The organism is Marinomonas algicola, from assembly GCF_014805825.1.
GTDB classification, from domain to species: Bacteria; Pseudomonadota; Gammaproteobacteria; order Pseudomonadales; family Marinomonadaceae; genus Marinomonas; species Marinomonas algicola.
This window is the reverse complement of the sequence record NZ_CP061941.1, coordinates 2,338,988-2,356,883: the sequence shown is the minus strand read 5'-3', so window position 1 is coordinate 2,356,883 and position 17,896 is coordinate 2,338,988. Positions and strand designations below refer to the sequence as shown.

General features: G+C 43.8%; 17 protein-coding genes. 12 read left to right on the top strand and 5 right to left on the bottom strand.

Annotation, left to right across the window (positions count from 1 at the left end; translation table 11 throughout):
- Positions 1–58 precede the first annotated feature (58 nt).
- The 4 genes from IEZ33_RS10745 to IEZ33_RS10730 all read right to left on the bottom strand — a co-directional run bounded on the left by IEZ33_RS10745 (position 59) and on the right by IEZ33_RS10730 (position 2,392).
- Positions 59–1,375 carry a type II toxin-antitoxin system HipA family toxin gene (locus tag IEZ33_RS10745; protein ID WP_191600085.1) on the bottom strand — a complete coding sequence of 439 codons (1,317 nt, stop codon included), beginning with the start codon at positions 1,373–1,375 and terminating at the stop codon, positions 59–61.
- Complete coding sequence (locus IEZ33_RS10740; protein WP_191600084.1) at positions 1,369–1,692, bottom strand: helix-turn-helix transcriptional regulator; 324 nt, start codon at positions 1,690–1,692, stop codon at positions 1,369–1,371. Before IEZ33_RS10740 ends, IEZ33_RS10745 begins: the two co-directional genes overlap by 7 nt.
- A gap of 202 nt (positions 1,693–1,894) precedes the next feature.
- Positions 1,895–2,164, bottom strand: coding sequence for a hypothetical protein (locus IEZ33_RS10735; RefSeq protein WP_476738634.1), 270 nt, complete (start codon positions 2,162–2,164; stop codon positions 1,895–1,897).
- 57 nt (positions 2,165–2,221) lie between these two features.
- Positions 2,222–2,392, bottom strand: a complete 171-nt coding sequence (locus IEZ33_RS10730) for a hypothetical protein (RefSeq protein ID WP_191600083.1) — start codon at positions 2,390–2,392, stop codon at positions 2,222–2,224.
- A 241-nt stretch (positions 2,393–2,633) separates the two neighbouring features.
- On the opposite strand from IEZ33_RS10730, the gene IEZ33_RS10725 reads away from it, so the two are divergent.
- The 11 genes from IEZ33_RS10725 to IEZ33_RS10675 all read left to right on the top strand — a co-directional run bounded on the left by IEZ33_RS10725 (position 2,634) and on the right by IEZ33_RS10675 (position 16,211).
- A complete protein-coding gene (locus tag IEZ33_RS10725) occupies positions 2,634–3,608 on the top strand; it encodes an IS5 family transposase (RefSeq protein ID WP_240009700.1) in 975 nt (324 codons plus the stop codon).
- A gap of 159 nt (positions 3,609–3,767) precedes the next feature.
- A complete protein-coding gene (locus tag IEZ33_RS10720) occupies positions 3,768–4,589 on the top strand; it encodes a DinB/UmuC family translesion DNA polymerase (protein ID WP_240009504.1) in 822 nt (273 codons plus the stop codon).
- Positions 4,590–4,939: 350 nt separating this feature from the next.
- Entirely contained in the window at positions 4,940–5,374 is a 435-nt protein-coding gene (locus tag IEZ33_RS10715; RefSeq protein WP_191600081.1) for a hypothetical protein, read from the top strand.
- A 71-nt stretch (positions 5,375–5,445) separates the two neighbouring features.
- Positions 5,446–6,834 (top strand): TolC family protein, encoded by a 1,389-nt coding sequence (locus IEZ33_RS10710; RefSeq protein WP_191600080.1) that lies wholly within the window; start codon positions 5,446–5,448, stop codon positions 6,832–6,834.
- Complete coding sequence (locus tag IEZ33_RS10705; protein ID WP_191600079.1) at positions 6,831–8,384, top strand: efflux RND transporter periplasmic adaptor subunit; 1,554 nt, start codon at positions 6,831–6,833, stop codon at positions 8,382–8,384. Before IEZ33_RS10710 ends, IEZ33_RS10705 begins: the two co-directional genes overlap by 4 nt.
- Positions 8,385–8,393: 9 nt before the next feature.
- Positions 8,394–11,513: an efflux RND transporter permease subunit gene (locus tag IEZ33_RS10700; protein ID WP_191600078.1), complete on the top strand. Its 3,120-nt coding sequence runs from the start codon at positions 8,394–8,396 to the stop codon at positions 11,511–11,513.
- A gap of 130 nt (positions 11,514–11,643) precedes the next feature.
- The gene (locus tag IEZ33_RS10695) at positions 11,644–11,991 is read left to right on the top strand and encodes a copper resistance CopC family protein (RefSeq protein ID WP_191600077.1); all 348 of its coding nucleotides are present in this window, start codon (positions 11,644–11,646) and stop codon (positions 11,989–11,991) included.
- A 52-nt stretch (positions 11,992–12,043) separates the two neighbouring features.
- Positions 12,044–12,937: a copper resistance D family protein gene (locus tag IEZ33_RS10690; RefSeq protein WP_191600076.1), complete on the top strand. Its 894-nt coding sequence runs from the start codon at positions 12,044–12,046 to the stop codon at positions 12,935–12,937.
- A 238-nt stretch (positions 12,938–13,175) separates the two neighbouring features.
- Positions 13,176–13,403, top strand: coding sequence for a hypothetical protein (locus tag IEZ33_RS10685; protein WP_191600075.1), 228 nt, complete (start codon positions 13,176–13,178; stop codon positions 13,401–13,403).
- Positions 13,396–15,744 (top strand): heavy metal translocating P-type ATPase, encoded by a 2,349-nt coding sequence (locus tag IEZ33_RS10680; RefSeq protein ID WP_191600074.1) that lies wholly within the window; start codon positions 13,396–13,398, stop codon positions 15,742–15,744. Before IEZ33_RS10685 ends, IEZ33_RS10680 begins: the two co-directional genes overlap by 8 nt.
- Positions 15,745–15,767: 23 nt before the next feature.
- Complete coding sequence (locus IEZ33_RS10675) at positions 15,768–16,211, top strand: DUF411 domain-containing protein (RefSeq protein ID WP_191600073.1); 444 nt, start codon at positions 15,768–15,770, stop codon at positions 16,209–16,211.
- 127 nt (positions 16,212–16,338) lie between these two features.
- Here the strand turns inward: IEZ33_RS10675 and IEZ33_RS10670 are convergent, their stop codons facing one another.
- Complete coding sequence (locus tag IEZ33_RS10670; protein WP_191600072.1) at positions 16,339–16,542, bottom strand: DUF4172 domain-containing protein; 204 nt, start codon at positions 16,540–16,542, stop codon at positions 16,339–16,341.
- Between the two features lie 528 nt (positions 16,543–17,070).
- On the opposite strand from IEZ33_RS10670, the gene IEZ33_RS10665 reads away from it, so the two are divergent.
- Complete coding sequence (locus IEZ33_RS10665) at positions 17,071–17,265, top strand: DUF4113 domain-containing protein (protein ID WP_420844853.1); 195 nt, start codon at positions 17,071–17,073, stop codon at positions 17,263–17,265.
- The last annotated feature ends 631 nt before the right edge of the window (positions 17,266–17,896 follow it).

Genomic DNA, 17,896 nt, shown 5'->3' with positions numbered 1-17,896 from the left:
ATGGCCTGAAATAAGAGGCCATCCTTTTTGCTCACAGGAATAGTTACTGTACTGCTAACTAAATATCTAGCCGCAAGTTTTCTTGTATTTCATCTATCAATGTTTTTGGTACATTCCATTCCTCAGCAAGCTGACGCCAAGTTGATACGTGCTCAATCGTTGCATCAATAATATCGTCGATCTTTTTTTTGTTAAAAACAGGGCTAAGTTTCTCTAAACTATAGAAATCACTGCGTGTAAAGTTATCTCTTTTACCATTCAAGCTCATCCAATGGCTGTTCACCCATTTACTGCCTGGTTTATAGCTATAAGCTAAATCATAAGCTGGTGCGAGAGACCATTTGTCTTTTTTCAGAATAAAGGCAAAGTTCTTTGAGTGGTCGTCATGATTTCGAGCAATGATATTAAATGTCATGCGCTTGAATAGCTGCTCAGCTTCAACAGCAGAAAGCTTCAACTGTCTGGCAATGCCAAATAACTCTGCGTAAGAAAATGCCCCCGGCTTTTTATAATCAACGTGGGCAAGCCCGTTTAGCGTTTGTACGTGTACCTTGCTGTTTTTAATTCGATCAAACCGTTGTGTAATAAAGTGGCGTCGATTGCCTTCATGGAGTAAGCGGCATGGCATCATATCGACACCGCATTTGTTAGCCATTAGATGATAAACAAACTCCATTGCTCCATAGCCTAATGGGTCACCGAAGGTTTCTTGATTTTTGTTATGCTCACTAACGCCGTCAAATTTCATCAAATAATGAGTAAAACCAACTGGCACTTTGGTTTGGCCGGAGCGGACTTGAGTAAAATCTTCATTAAATGCCAATACGGCTTTCGGCCGTGCTCCTCCCGCACTCATGCCAACAGATAATAAAGACATCATTGCTTCTTTATCGTCTTGGTCATTTTGTTTGAGTTCTACTTCAAAATGACCTCGTGAATCTAAGATTTCTTGTGCAATTGAAACGAGCGATTGGATTTCTACTTGTTGTGAAGCATTTAAACTTCGTAACTTTGTAGCTGGCGCATACTCAAGAGCTCCCATGCCTCGCTTTCCCGTATATTGGAGGCGTTGAAGTGGTGTAATGTCACTCGGTGAACGACCTTGACCTGCAACCCATGCGTTGAGAACTGCGTTACCAAAATCATCCGGTAAGGAGTCAGCTATTAAACCCGGTAGTCCTTTAAAGGTATTGAAATCCAGTTCGGGAAAGCTATAAATGCGATTCGATAATGGCATTTTGATCGGGGACAGCTCTATCCCTTTTTTTATGAAGCCTGGATCATATTCAAATGACCCAAGTCCCTTTTCAGTGTCAAAACTCACCGCACCAACAACATCGTCTTGGTATGTTATTTTAATGACTTCCATTACCATTCTAGTGTTTCCTCATCTTTGTTACTGCGCTGGCCAGAGGCTCTCTGCCTTTTCTTTCCTTGCAGTTTGGCTAACTGTAAGGGAGAAATTTCTTGTTTAGGGAGAAATAGATCAATCTGTTGCGTGAGGTCTAATGCCATTAATATAGCAATCATGATGTCGAGCTGAACTTTTCCCTTTTCTGCATTTAAAACCGTTTTGCGGGCAATGCCAGCAAGCTCCGCCACTTCAGATTGTGTTAGGTCTCGATTTAGTCGAGCTTGCTTCAATCTGTCGCCGATCTCTTCTGCTAATGCTGTAGCTGTCGCGACTTTCATTATAAAGTCCTTATTTGGTTACACTATGCGATATATTCCTACCTAATGTTCTTAATCTAGAACTTTAAGGTAATATTGTCAAATTATTCTTTAGTGTTCTTTTTTGGTGACATTAAATGACTTTTAATCTATTAGAGTAACCATTTTGGGACTTTATGTAGTTTGTTGGAAGCCCCTTCGAGAGGGGCTCGTTGATGGGAGCCTAGTTGGCGGGGTTATCTGTTTCCTCTTCAGTGATATCGTCATCGGTTGAAGGCACCGCTTGCTCAACTTCTGCTTCTTTACCTTTACCTTTACCTTTAGTTTGGGCTGATTTTCGTGCTCGAATTTCGATATCAATAATGCGTCGTGCAGGTTTGATAATGCGCTGTTGCCATGCGTAGTTGCCACCAACACGTTGCTTGTTGCTAAGCACACTAGATAACCAGAGTGTGTCCCTTGAGATCTGGTATGGACCCACTTTTGTAGGCATCTCATAGCTATATAATAATAGATAAAAATGAGGTGTTTTTTCCGATTGCGTGAGGAATCAGCTCTTTTCACCTGCCATCTTAACGATAGCTTGCAACTTTTCTCCACTAACACCGGAACGAACAATAGATAGATAATCTGTTGAAGACATGATGTCTAAGCTCGGAAATAGACTGTTGATGAGGTCAAGTTGTGATTGAGATGCTAGCGTTTTTATTTTGAACTCCAAAATCATATTCCTTATTTGTTAAGTTTAGGAAGTCGTAGAACAGACAGTCATAGACTCCGTTTTTACTGAGCGAGCAAATACCGAGTACTGCGTCCGCCAGATGCAGACCGAACCAAACAACCTTGTTCAACTAAAATCGCTAAATGGCGCGTTGCTGTCGGCTTACTGACTTTGGGAACATGCGATTAAGTCGGTAACATGAGATAATCTCGCCGACTTAAGACAACTACGACGCCTATCGATCATGAACCAGCTTTCCTTCGCCGACACCGAATTTACCAGCAAACGCCGCAAGACTCGCAAAGAACTCTTTCTTGGTCGCATGGATGAATTGATTCCTTGGCAGCAGCTTGAAGCCCAAATGGAACCCTTCTATCCAAAAGCAGGTAACGGACGTCGCCCATATCCTTTGTCTACCATGTTGCGCATTCACTTTATGCAGAACTGGTACAACATGGGAGACCCTGCAATGGAAGACGCTCTTTATGAGATTACCTCTATGCGGCTTTTTGCTGGATTATCCTTAGAAGGTGCGATACCTGATCACACAACTATTATGAATTTCAGGCATTTACTGGAAAAGCATAAGCTTGGACGAAAACTATTTAAAGAAGTCCACAAGTGGCTATCAGACTCAGGTATTTACTTCAAAGAAGGCACCATCGTTGACGCGACTATTATTGAAGCCGCTAGCTCGACCAAAAATAAAGCCAAATCACGTGATCCAAAAATGCACCAAACTAAGAAGGGAAACCAATGGTTCTTTGGATTAAAAGCACATATTGGAGTCGATGCTAAACGTGGCTTGGTGCATAGTTTCACCACCACTTCTGCCAATGAACATGACCTAAACCAGATCACTGAGCTCATGCATGGCGATGAGACGTTTGTCTCTGCTGACTCAGGCTACCGTGGCGTAGAAAAACGTGAGGAAACCAAGAATAAGACGTTGGACTGGTTGATTGCGGAGATGCCAAGCAAGGTTCGGGAATGGAAGAAGCATCCCCGTATTAATAAAAAGTCCATTAACACTGAGTACATAAAAGCGAGCATCAGAGCAAAAGTAGAGCATCCGTTTCGGATACTGAAGTGCCAGTTTGGCTTCCGCAAAGTGGTCTATAATGGTCTATCAAAAAATGATAATAAGCTCGCGGTGCTGTTTGCACTGGGAAACATATTGCGAGTGGATCAGATGATCAGGTCTGCACGGGGTTAATCCGTCTTGATGACGGCAGTTGGAGCTTTTAAGCCTCCAACTAGGGAATAGACACACTAAAAACCGAGGTTTTTAGTGAATTAAAGAGCGAATCAGGCCAGCTGCGACTTAGTGCTAATAATCTGACTTAATCGCACATTCCCTAAGACTTTGGCTAAGTTGGCCAACCATGCGGCGAAGAAGTATCCGGCAACCGGTTCGGTGGTGGATTTGATGGACCCTGATAGACAAAAGCGCTTGCTGGCTTTGGCGGAAGTGGGTGATGTGTGGGGTGTCGGTCGTCGAACTACAGCAAAGCTAAAGGCGAGGGGGATCCATACGGCGTTGGATCTTGCTAACGCGGATGCAAAGGCGATGCGGAGCGAGTTTTCTGTGGTGTTGGAGCGAACGATTCGTGAGTTAAATGGTGTGTCTTGTTTAGACCTGGAGTGCATAAGACCAACAAAGCAGCAGATTATTTGTAGTCGATCGTTTGGGCATAAGGTGACAGAGAAACAAGAATTAAGAGAAGTGATTGCTAAATACACAACCCGCGCGGCAGAGAAGTTACGAGGGGAAAAACGCCTTTGTAGAGTCGTGAGTGTGTTTATCCGTACTAGCCCACATATTAAAAACGAACCTTTCTATTCGAAAACTTTATCAGTCGAACTGCCCAACCCAACGGATGATACGCGAGATTTATTGGAAGTTACCAAAGTGATATTTAGACGTATTTGGCGTGCTGGCTATCGATACATGAAAGCCGGTGTCATGCTGGCTGATTTCTACGAACACGGTGTGTTTCAACAAGACTTATTCCGAGTCGACAATAATAAGGTCAATTCAAAAGCCTTAATGACCGTAGTGGATAACATCAACCAAAGCGGCCTCGGCAACATCTTCTTCGCCTCACAAGGCGTATCACCACAATGGTCCATGAAGCGAGACCATCTATCGCCTGCGTATACGACGAAGTGGGAGGACTTACCCAACGTGTATTAATTGTTATGCTTCCTCTTGGCTTTTTTCATTTGAATCAATACCAGTGCCAGTGCTGCATGGAGGTATAAGTAATTTGGAACACCACTATTTAACTAGGTTCTAACGTTAATAGGTCTAGTAACATCTGGGAAGTCCAGAATGTTATATCTATAGTTTCTGACTTCTTGGGTACTTCACAACAGAAATAGTCAAATGAAGGCGAAGTAGGCTGGCTGGGTATACAAAACTTGAATAGTTAAAGCAGATCTGTATCAAAAAAATTAACTAGGATTATAATTTTTTCTAGCTTAAATTAATTATTTCAAGTTGCATTGCGCTATTTACTTGCATATAGTCTGGTGTATTCAAAGTTGAGTACATTGTACATGCCTGCATTATTTTTAAATAAAGTTAGTATTTCAGCGAGAAAACACGGTTTCGTGTGTTTGTTGCTGTTTTTGCTATCGTTATTTTCGATGGCAATGGCAACGAACAGTATGATGTCACCTTCCTCGAATATGATGTCTATGGAAATGCATGACACGTCAGAATTATCGGATCATGATATGTCTCCTGATAAGGGGGTCTCTTGTATGTCCGCTTCGATGGACGAATGTTCTAGTCTGACATCAGAGCACAATCACCAAAATTGTATGGACAATCATTGCAGTAGCTTTTCAGGCTTACTGGTCAGCTATCATTCTGATTCCGACAATATTTCTTCTGTTCACACGACTCTGTTGTCTGAATTCTACGTTTCTACCCACCCAAATACACCTTATTTCCCTCCTATAGTCATTTCTTAAATTCGCAGTTTCACTCATCGCTTTCATTTGCGTTGAGATTTTATGAATTTAAAAAATGAGTACCTTAGCCAATGGCCAAAAACAACTTTTTGGCATTCTGTTATGTATTACAGAGTGTCTATTGCCGTCAATTTTTAATCGGTAAAACGAATCGTATTGCCTCCGTTTTCCTATTGTCGTTACTGCCCTTTGTTGCGAGCGCAGAAGTGTTAAGCCTGCAACAAGCGGTGGAAAAAGCCATCAATCAAGATGATTGGTTGACTTCCAATCAACAAAAAGAGAATGCCATTCGTGCCTTAAGCCAAGGCGTGACGGCATTGCCTGATCCAAAAATCAATGTTGGTTTATTGAATATGCCAACTGACAGCTTTGATTTTAACCAAGAAGCGATGACGCAATTTAGCGTGTCGGTATCTCAGATGTTTCCGGCGGGCGATACCTTACGTTTAACAGGGGAAAAGTACGCCGTTCAAGGCGATCAAATGCCCTTGATGCGAGATAATCGTCGTGCAATGCTGGCAATGGAAGTGTCAAATCTTTGGCTAACAGCCTACAGCTACGAAGAAAGTTTCAAACTCGTGAAGCAAAATAGAACCTTGTTCGAACAACTTCATGAGGTAGTGGAAAGTAGTTATAGCTCGGCGTACGGGCGAGCTAAACAGCAAGATTTAGTTCGCTCTGAACTGGAGTTGATTAAGTTAGATCATCGCCTTACGCAGCTTCGCCAAGCGAAAGAAAATGCACTGAAAAAATTGTCCCAATATATTCTTCCTACCATGGTTGATCAGAACACAGCTGATCAAGATATCACCCTGAAAACAACGGGTGAACCCATTAAGGTAACCCCGTCTAATATCCTTTCGTCGCTTTCATCGAATTCATTGGCATTGGCGGCTCGCCTGAGCCTGCATCCGTTGGTTCGAATTGTCGATGTTCAATCCAATACCGCGCAGATAGATAAATCGATTGCCGAGCAAAAGTACAAACCAGAATGGGGCGTTACCTTGGGTTACGGTTATCGCGGCGATGATCTAAGCGGCAAAGATCGAGCCGATCTGGCGTCGATTGCGGTGAGTGTCAGCGTGCCAATCTTTTCGTCTAGTCGACAGGATGCTCAGGTGAAAGCCGCGACCTTACAAGTCGAGTCTTTTCTTTCTGAAAAGCAGCTTGTGCTGAATGAACTCATGGCGAAATATCGTGTTCTGACATCTGATATTAACTTGCTAGATCAACGAATTCGTCTTTATCAAACCAAGTTACTTCCTAGTTACAGAGAAAGTGCGCAAGCCATGTTGAATGCTTATACCAGCAATGATGGTGTTTTCTCGGATGTAGTTCAGGCGCGCATCGCTACATTAAATGCACATATTGAATTATTAAATATTCGTATCGAGCGCTTCAAGCGCTTAGCCGAATTGAATTATGTAATGGCACAAAGTGAAGAGGTGAAACTCAAATGAAAGTAATCGGGTATATCGGTGTATTTGTACTAGGTGGCGTTCTTTCGGCTACGGGTTATCACTTTGGTCTTCAAGCATTTAATGCTATGAACGGGGAAATGAATGCTGGTGCATCAGTCACGAAAGATGAAAAAGCACCTTTATATTGGGTGGCGCCAATGGACCCAAATTACCGTCGTGACAAGCCGGGACAATCTCCTATGGGAATGGATTTAATCCCTTTTTATGGTGATGACCAAGGTTCCAATAATCAGGGCGCTGGTACTGTAAGCATCTCGCCTGAAGTCGTCAATAACCTTGGCGTGCGAACAGGAAAAGTGTTTGAAGGCGTGCTGAAACCAGATATTCGTACGGTGGGCTATTTGGCTTACAACGAAGACAAGATTGTTCATATTCACCCTCGTGTCGAAGGTTGGATCGAAAAGAGCTTTATTAAATTCAATGGTGATTCAGTTGAAAAAGGTCAGCCTTTGTTCGATTTGTATTCACCAACCTTAGTGAATGCGCAGGAAGAATTTGTCTTTGCGTTAGCGCGCAAAGACCAGCGCATGATCAACGCGGGTGAAGAAAGGCTAAAAGCTCTGCAAGTGTCGAGCAGTTTTATCCAAGCGTTAAAGACAAAGCGCAAAGTGTCTCAAACAGTGCGATTTTTTGCGCCACAAAGCGGCGTTATTGACAACCTTGGAATTCAAGATGGTTTCTACATTAAGCCAGGCACAACTTTGATGTCGATCGCGGATTTGAGTGAGGTGTGGTTGGATGCTGAAGTGTTTGAACGACAAGCGCATCTTGTCGCGGTGGGGCAACCGGTTGAGGCTGTTATGGACTCTCTACCGGGGGAAAACTTTGCCAGTAATGTGGATTTTATTTATCCGACTCTAAATGCGAAAAACCGCACTTTGCGTGTTCGCATTCGTTTAGATAACACTGAGCAACTTTTGAAGCCAGATATGTTTGCCCATGTTCGTATTGAAACCACGGAGCCAGGTAAAAAACGATTGATTCCAAAAGAAGCTCTAATTCGCGGCGGTGAGCAAAACCGCGTGGTACTGGCATTGGGAGAAGGGCGTTATAAATCGATTGCAGTCGAAACCGGTGCGTTCGGCGATGACTACGTGGAAATTTTAGATGGCTTGGTGCTGGGTGACGAGGTCGTTACATCGGCGCAGTTTTTGTTGGATTCTGAATCCAGCAAAAGCTCGGATTTCAAACGCTTGAATATAGGCAGTAAGCAGGTGTCAATGCCTGCCAGCAGCACTGAAACGACTAAGACATCAATGTCTAGTAATGCAATGTCAGCAGCAGAACCTACCAACAATGTTTGGGTAGCTGCACGCATTAATCGTATTGATGCGACAATGCGGATGGTGAATGTGAATCATGATGCTATTACTGATTGGAAATGGCCAAAGATGACGATGGACTTTGAGTTAGCTGATTGGTTGACGCTGGATGAATTGTCAATTGGTAGAGATATTCAGCTTGAGATTACGCGGGAAAGCAGTGTGAAATTCATGGTCACTGACTATTTTGACGCTGACACGGAGTAGGGGAATATCATGATTGAAGCGATCATTCGTTGGTCCATAAACAACCGATTCATGGTGTTATTGGCTACTTTTATTTTAGTGGGCGCTGGCTTGTATTCGTTAAAGAATACACCCGTTGATGCCATTCCTGACTTGTCTGATGTGCAGGTCATCATTAAAACCAGTTATCCAGGACAAGCGCCACAAGTTGTGGAAGATCAGGTTACGTACCCGTTGACCACGGCGATGTTGTCTGTGCCCGGTGCTCAAACAGTGCGTGGTTATTCGTTCTTTGGGGATTCGTATGTGTACGTAATTTTTGATGAAGATACCGATATGTACTGGGCGCGAAGCCGAGTGCTGGAATATTTAAGTCAGGTTGCGCCATCCTTGCCTGGTAACGCAAGGGCGCAATTGGGGCCAGATGCAACGGGTGTTGGCTGGGTGTATTTGTACGCTTTGGTCGATAGAACTGGTCAAAACGACTTGAGTCAATTGCGATCATTGCAAGACTGGTTCTTGAAGTATGAATTACAAACCGTGCCTGGCGTATCGGAAGTGGCACCCATTGGCGGTATGGTGAAGCAGTATCAGGTAAGTGTGAATCCAGATAAGTTACGCGCGTTAAACATGCCATTGAACCACATTCAAAATGCTATCAAACGCGGTAATCAGGAGGTCGGCGCGTCGGTCATTGAAATGGCTGAAGCTGAATACATGGTTCGAGCGTCTGGTTATATACAGAGCGTCGAAGATATTGAAATGATTCCGCTTGGCGTCAGTGAAAGTGGCACACCGTTGACGATCAAAGATGTTGCAGACGTTGGTATTGGCCCACAAATGCGTCGAGGGTTAGCAGATCTCAATGGTGAAGGCGAAACTGTCGGCGGCGTGGTGGTGATGCGTTTTGGTGAAAACGCACAGAAAACCATCGAAGGCGTAAAAGCGAAATTGGAAACTTTGAAATCCAGTTTGCCAAAAGGCGTTGAGGTGGTGACGGTTTATGACCGTTCTGGTTTGATTGATCGTGCCGTGGAGAATTTATGGACCAAACTGCTGGAAGAGTTCTTTGTGGTTGCATTGGTTTGTATGGTGTTTCTTTTTCATGTGCGTTCCTCTTTGGTGGCCATTATCAGTCTGCCAGTCGGTATTTTGACTGCTTTCATCGTCATGCATTTGCAGGGAATTAATGCCAATATCATGTCGCTTGGCGGTATTGCGATTGCCATCGGTGCCATGATCGATGGCGCAATCGTTATGATAGAAAACCTCCATAAGCATATGGAGAAAGTCGAAATGACCAAGGAAAACCGCTGGCAGATTGTGACCGCCGCGGCTACCGAAGTTGGCCCCGCATTATTTTTTAGCCTGTTGATTATCACCGTCAGTTTTGTGCCTGTGTTTACCTTGGAATCCCAAGAAGGGCGAATGTTTGGCCCGTTGGCCTATACCAAAACCTATGCAATGGCTGCATCGGCGGCATTAGCCATCACCCTCGTCCCTGTTTTGATGGGGTACTTTGTGCGAGGTAAGGTTTTGCCTGAGCATAAAAACCCTGTTAATCGGGCTTTGATTGCGGTGTATATGCCGGCGTTAAAAGCTGTGTTGAATTTTCCGAAAACGACCATTTTGGTAGCGATTGCTATATTCGCCATTGGTATGTGGCCGTTAAATAAGTTGGGAAGTGAGTTTATTCCTAACTTAGACGAAGGTGATTTGATGTATATGCCAACAGCGTATCCGGGGATCTCCATCGGACAAGCACGTCAGGTATTACAGCAAACCAATAAACTGATTGCGACCTTGCCAGAAGTGAAAACTGTCTTTGGGAAGGTTGGCCGTGCAGAAACCGCGACAGACCCAGCACCTTTGACGATGATCGAAACCTTTATTCAACTCAAGCCTCACTCTGAATGGCGAGACGGCATGACCAGCGACAAGATCAAGCAAGAGCTTGATCAGCTGGTCAAGATCCCTGGCATTACTAACGCTTGGGTAATGCCGATCAAAACACGAATCGACATGCTGGCAACGGGCATCAAAACCCCTGTGGGTATAAAGGTTGCAGGTCCTGATCTGAAAGTGATTCAAGATATTGGTTTGCAGCTAGAGAAAATCTTGAAACCAGTTGAGGGCACGGCATCGGTTTATTCTGAGCGTGTGGCCGGTGGTCGTTACGTCAATATAGACATTAATCGCGCGAAGGCATCGCGTTATGGGTTGAACATTCAAGATGTTCAAGAGCTTATCTCTTCGGCGGTGGGTGGCATGAATGTCACTAATACTATTGAGGGGCTTGAGCGCTATCCCATTAATGTTCGCTATCCACAGGAATATCGTGATTCACCCGAGCAATTAGCCCTTTTGCCAATCGTGACTCCGAATGGTTTACGAATTGCTTTAGGGGATATTGCTGATGTTTATGTGGAAGAAGGTCCGCCAGGATTAAAAAGTGAAAACGCGCGTTTAAACGGTTGGACCTTTGTGGACATTGAGGGTGTAGATATTGGCCGTTATGTCGAAAACGCACAAAAAATCGTAGCAGACCAAGTGCAATTACCAGCAGGTTATTCATTAAATTGGTCTGGTCAATATGAGTATATGCAACGGGCAAAAGAAAAGCTGACCTATGTCGTGCCGCTTACATTGGCCATCATTGTTGTCCTCTTGTATATCAACTTCCGTAATTTCTTCGAGGTGGCGATCATTATGGGCACCTTGCCATTTGCTATGGTGGGCAGTATCTGGCTGATGTATTTGTCTGGCTTCAATTTCTCGGTTGCGGTGGGGGTTGGCTTCATTGCGCTGGCTGGCGTGGCCGTGGAAATCGGCGTCATTATGCTGATGTATTTGAATCAAGCTTGGACTGAGACACAAAGTAAATGCGCTGAAAAAGGCGTCTTACCTCGCGCGGACACGCTTTACCATGCGGTGCTTCACGGCGCTGGCATGCGAGTTCGTCCGGTGATGATGACGGCGGTATCTATCATTATCGGCTTGCTGCCAATTTTATATGGTACTGGAACGGGATCGGAGGTGATGAGTCGAATCGCTGCACCTATGGTTGGCGGTATGGTGAGCGCGGTCGTACTGACGTTATTAGTTTTGCCTGCGGTGTACTTTATATGGAAAAAATCTTCATTGAAATGAGTGTTTGTTTCAATCGATGTAAAACGCGGTTTTTCAGAGCCGCACAAAATGCTGGTACAGGTGGGCTCCTCTTTGTGCCAGTGCAAACAAATATTAAGCTCAAAGCAATTAAACTTTAAAGGATCATAGTATGAACAAAATCAAATTAGCGCTTTCTGTATTCGCAATGACAGCTGCTGTAAACGTATATGCACACGGCATGATGAAAATGACATACCCAGAAGATGGTTCCATGCTAATGGCACAAGCTGAGCGCGTAGAAATGCATTTTCAACAGCCCATGCAAGTAGTGAGTTTGAAAGTGATTGGGTCGGATAATAAGCCCGTGGCGATTAAATATGACCGTAAAGCCGCAGCAACGGAGCATTTTAAAGCCATGCTGCCGAAACTGACGCCAGATACGTATTCTGTTCAGTGGAAAGCCATGGGGGAAGATGGGCACATGATGAAAGGGTCGTATAGCTTTATGCAGCATTAATGGTTCGCGGCAGTTCATTTGAGTAATAGAGCAAAAAATAACGGGAGGCGGTATGGCGTTAACGAGTTGGGAGGTCGCGCAATTATTGACACGTTGGATGTTGTACTTTGGTGTATCCAGTGTTGTTGGTGGTTTGTTTGCGTTCAATTTGCTGCGCCATCAGCCTGTTTTATTGCTCTGTATAAAAGGGTATATAAAAGTCGGCGTGCTGGTGGGAAGTGCGGCTACGGTGGCGTATTTCTTTATTCTGGTTGGCGCTGCAATGGAGGAAGGTCTTTGGTCTATGTTTGATCCAGAGATGGTTTCTATCTATTGGGATTCCGCTGCTGGCAGCATTGTGATGGTTAATTTGTCCGGCTACGTTATTGTGGCGCTGGCTCTGATTTTATTGGGGCAGGGAAGTAGCGAGAATGTTTGGCCGTATTCCCCTTTATCATTGCTGGTCGCTTCTTTTGGTATTGCTAGCTTAGTGTATTCGTTTTCTCTTTCTGGGCACTCGATGAGCCAAGCTTGGTATTATCAAGTGATATTTTTCATTCACATCTTAATCGCTGCATGGTGGTTGGGATTGTTGTTTCCATTGTGGCTAACGGTGCGCCACGCAACAGTTGAAGAGTCCAATATAGTATTAGAGAACTTTGGTAAGCTGGCGGTTATTACCGTGTCGATTTTATTACTTTGTGGCGTCTGGATGAGCTATGAATTGACAGGATGGCAAGGTTTACTGTCATCAGACTATGGCTTTTGGTTGATGGTCAAGCTTGCTCTGGTTGCCGTTATTCTTGCGATGGCAGCGTATCATAAATTGTATCTTGTGCCGCTCATTTTAGAGCGTGGCAATGCGAATGTTATTCAAAAATCCATTTTAACCGAAAAAATTGTCGCGGCTGCGATCTTGGCGGTCACTGCCATGTTTACCACCTTTGTTGGGCTTCCAATGCATTGATTGGAGTTCTATTAATTTTCGTTGTTTTAGTTGGTGAAATGGTAGAGGAAGAGTCAGACAAGAGCCGATATTAACGCCTTTTTATTGTTAAAACATTTATTTCATTAGGCAGTCTAATGGCGTGACAGCTTGGATTTAAGCTTTTTTACAAGAAATAAAGGATGAGCGGTGAGGCGAAAAATAAAAGCTTCACTCGCATCACCATTAATTTCAACAATATAAAAGAAAGGACAATACCATGATGAACGAAAGTATGTTTGGTAGCACAATGTGGGCAGGACACTGGTTATGGATGTTAGTGATTGCGACCTTAGTCGTTATACCTGTCTATAGAATATGCAAGCGAGCTGGATATTCTGGCTGGCTGGGACTGCTGATACTGGTCCCAATGGTCAATCTGATTTTGTTGTATTTCATTGCTTTTTCTGACTGGCCCGCGAGTAAAAAAGGAGCACAATATGAGTGAACACACGAATCATCATGAACATAAAAGCCATGGGGTGCATGACCCTGTGTGCAAAATGTCGGTAGATACTCGAACTGCAAAATATAGTAGTCAGCATGTCGATAAGACTTGGTATTTCTGTTCTTCTGGTTGTCAGTTGAAGTTCGATAATAATCCAGAGAAGTATCTCAACGAAGAAAATGAGCAAACAGAGCCGGTTGCGGCCGGAACCATGTTTACCTGTCCTATGCATCCAGAAGTCCGTCAACAAGGCCCCGGTGACTGCCCGATTTGTGGCATGTCGCTGGAACCTGAGGAAGTAAGCCTCGACGACGGCCCTTCAGTAGAGCTCGCCGACATGACTCGTCGATTCTGGATTGGTCTGGCTCTGGCACTTCCGGTTTTTTTGATCGAAATGGGAGGCCATCTCTTTAAGGTTGACCATATTGTGTCGCCACAAATATCCAATTGGATTCAGTTGGCTTTAGCTACTCCAGTGGTCGTTTGGTGTGGTGGACCATTCTTTGTACGCGGTTGGAAATCTGTACTTAATAGTAATCTTAATATGTTCACACTTATTGCCATCGGTACGGGTGTTTCTCTGTTGTACAGTTTTGTCGCAACCTTGACTCCGCAGATATTTCCTGACGCTTTTCACGCTGACGATGGCTCAGTCGCAGTGTATTTCGAGGCGGCCGCTGTCATTGTTGTGCTGGTGTTGTTGGGTCAGGTACTTGAACTTCGAGCTCGAGAAAAAACCTCTGGCGCTATCAAAGCTCTATTGGATCTAGCTCCGGCTACGGCAAGAAAACTGGACGATGACGGCAGTGAGTCTGATGTGGCGCTCGATCAAGTTAAGGTTGGCGATCGATTGCGAGTTAGACCTGGCGATAAGGTGCCTCTAGATGGCGAAGTGCTTGAAGGCCGTTCCAATGTTGATGAATCCATGGTCACTGGTGAACCCCTGGCAGTTAGTAAAAAGACTGGAGATCAAGTAGTTGGTGGTAGCATTAATCAGCAAGGCAGTTTTATTTTACGGGCTGACAAAGTAGGTCGTGACACAATGTTGTCCCAGATCGTCCAGATGGTTGCCAGTGCACAGCGAAGTCGTGCGCCTATTCAGGGAATGGCTGACAAAGTGGCTAGTTGGTTCGTTCCGGTGGTTCTGTTGGTCTCTATCATTGCATTCGGAGTCTGGTCTATCGTCGGTCCAACGCCACCCATGGCCTTTGGTCTGATCGCAGCTGTGAGTGTGCTGATTATTGCTTGTCCCTGTGCCTTGGGTCTGGCGACTCCTATGTCGATCATGGTCGGTGTTGGTCGTGGGGCTCAGATCGGTGTCTTGATCCGAGATGCTGAAGCATTGGAGCGGATGGAAAAAGTAGACACAGTGGTAGTGGATAAAACCGGGACCTTGACCGAAGGTAAGCCTCAGGTGACAAAACTGGCCTTGGCAAACGGTTTCAGCGATGAGGATTTGATGCGTTATTCCGGTAGTCTTGAAAAAGGCAGCGAGCATCCGTTAGCTCATGCCATTTTAGATAAAGCTAAGACCATGAATCTAACTCTGCCAGACGCCATAGATTTCGACTCACCGAACGGCAAAGGCGTTACCGGTGAAGTCGATGGAAAAAGGGTTCTGCTTGGTAATCGACTGTTAATGCAGTCAGAAAATGTTAATACTTCAACTTTTGAGGAAGAAGCTAACCAACTTCGAGAAGACGGTGCCACAGTAATCTTTGCCGCGGTTGACGGGAAGGTTTGTGGTTTGCTGGCAATTGCAGACCCTGTCAAGGATACCTCCAAAGCGGCAATAATCGCTCTGCAGAAGGAAGGAATTCGGGTGGTGATGCTGACTGGAGATAACCTTACTTCCGCTGAAGCCGTAGCCCGCAAGCTCCACATTGATGAAGTGAAAGCAGAAGTGTTGCCGGAAGATAAAGGTAAGGTTATTCAACAACTTAAGAATGAGGGGCGTGTTGTTGTTATGGCTGGAGATGGTGTAAATGATGCGTTAGCCTTGGTAACTGCTGATGTAGGTATTGCGATGGGCACAGGAACCGACGTGGCCATAGAAAGTGCGGGCATTACTTTGTTGCGTGGCGATCTGATGGGCATAGTGGAAGCGCGACGATTATCCCGAGCAACCATGCATAATATTCGGCAGAACCTGTTCTTTGCATTCATTTATAACATGGCAGGAGTACCGATTGCTGCAGGAGTACTTTATCCGTTTACAGGTATTCTCTTATCGCCTATTTTTGCCGCTGCAGCTATGTCGTTGTCCTCGGTGAGTGTCATACTAAATGCTTTAAGGCTGCGGGCGGTAAAATTATCAGATAGCCAAATTAATAGTAAATAGCTAATTTTGAAAGAGGTGAATATATGAAGGTAATAAATAAAAGCATTGCAGCTTCAATCTTAACGTTAGTCAGTGCAAGCGTGTTTGCACAACCTATAATAGATCTCTACAAGTCTCCGACATGTGGTTGTTGTGTTAAATGGGGTGAGCTAATGAAGGCAGAGGGATATACCGTTAATTATCATCACACAGAAGACTGGTCCTCTTTAAAGAAAGATACGGGTATGCCCATGCAACTACAATCGTGTCACACCGCTGTAATCGACGGTTACTTAATTGAAGGGCATGTGCCAGAACAAGATGTGGCACGTTTAATACTTGAGAAACCTGAAAATGTATCAGGGTTGGCTGTGCCTGGAATGCCAAGGTATTCTCCTGGCATGGCTGCAAAAGGTCAGCAATACAAAGGTTTTAATGTGGTTCAGTTTAGCCAACAAGGTACGATGACTGTCTATCAACAGTATTGATAAACGATAGATCCATCAAATCCAACAGGTTATCAAGCTGAAAGGAAAAAGCCGAGCTAGTAGCTCGGCTTTTTCCTTTATTCTTTTGAGCCTGATCCAGTAAGAACTTAGGGAGGAATTTTTACTGCTAGAGTTTGAGCGCCTCAATTGCGCTTGAGTTCACGATGTTAGCCAAAAGTGTATTGAGCTTGTTTTGCTTTTTATCATGGGATTGACTGGCCATCTTACCCAATAGTATTCCTTGGTTAAGACGGGCTTCTCTTAACATTGGTTCTACAACGTTTTTATCCCATATAAAGTTAGGCAAATTTTCTTGCTGCCATATCCACATAACACACCCTATGATTTGAATAACATGATTAATCTAATCATAATTTGATGTGAATGTTGTAGGCAATCACATTCTAGTCGTTGTGAAGAGTAATTAAATGGAAGTGGCTAAGGGGAAATTGAGAGTGAATAGGCTAGTTTCCAGAAAATTATTCTGTAAATTGGTCTACAAAATAATACATTATAGGTTATTTTTTGTAGACCTTTTGTGGTGATGGGAAGATTGTAATCTCACGAAAACTCACGTTTACTACGAATCAAAGTAACAAAAATGTCCAAAATCATGCTTTGATTCAAAGCAATCAAAACCATGTATTTATGGGTGTTTTTGCCTTTAAGGCATGAACTATTTGAAATGCTTTGATTCGAAGGGTAGAGGTCATGGGCCAAGATGGGCCAAAATCCTAGTAAATAGAGCTTTCTTGCTTAAAGTTGCTTTGATTCAAAGGGGAGGTATTTACTAAGGCATTGAATATGTTATATAAAGTCGTTGCACACCATGTAGGGGAATATTCATCATAACCTTGAGATGGTAGAGGTCAACTCTAAACACTTAATGGGAGTGGTAGACCGCATCAACCTCAGCGGCCTTGGCAGCGTATTCTTCGCCGCTCAAGGTACAACGCCGCAATGGTCTATGAAACGAGAGCATTTATCATCAGCGTGTACGGCAAGGTGGAAAGACCTACCGAGAGTATGGAGAACTGATGTTTATAGTAACTGAACATTAAAAACTTGTAGAGAGAAATTATTGCAGTGTTAATTTAGGAAAAATTGTTAAGCGTGTTTATCAAGAGAATATTTTGATTTTCTATGGATGAATTACCACATAAAAGGTTTTATGCATTTGTTATCGACCGTGATTAGTTGACTTCAATTCAGGTATTTAGTTAAAGTAGATGAATCCAAGTTATCCTGATAGGGTTACCGAAAGACTTCTCAATCTTTCGAAACAAAAAGGCCGCAACTAAAGCGGCTTTTTTTATCTCTGCTTTTTATCATGGGATTGACTTGCCATCTTTTTGCAGGCCTCTGGTAATGCTGAGAGGTTTTTATTCCCACGAAAACTCACGTTTGCTTCGAATCAAAGTAACAAAAATGTCCAAAAGCATGCTTTGATTCAAAGCAATTGAAACCATGTATTTGAGGGTATTTTTGCCTTTAAAGCATGGGCTAATTTGAGATGCTTTAATTCGAAGAGTAGGGGGCATGGGCCAAGACGGTATCAAAATTAGCCAAAATCTTCTGTTATAGAGCTTTATTGCCTTATATTACTTTGATTCAAAGGATAAGGCGTCACTAAGGCTTTGAAAATAATAGATAAAGTAATAGTTCACCATTTACAGGAATATTCG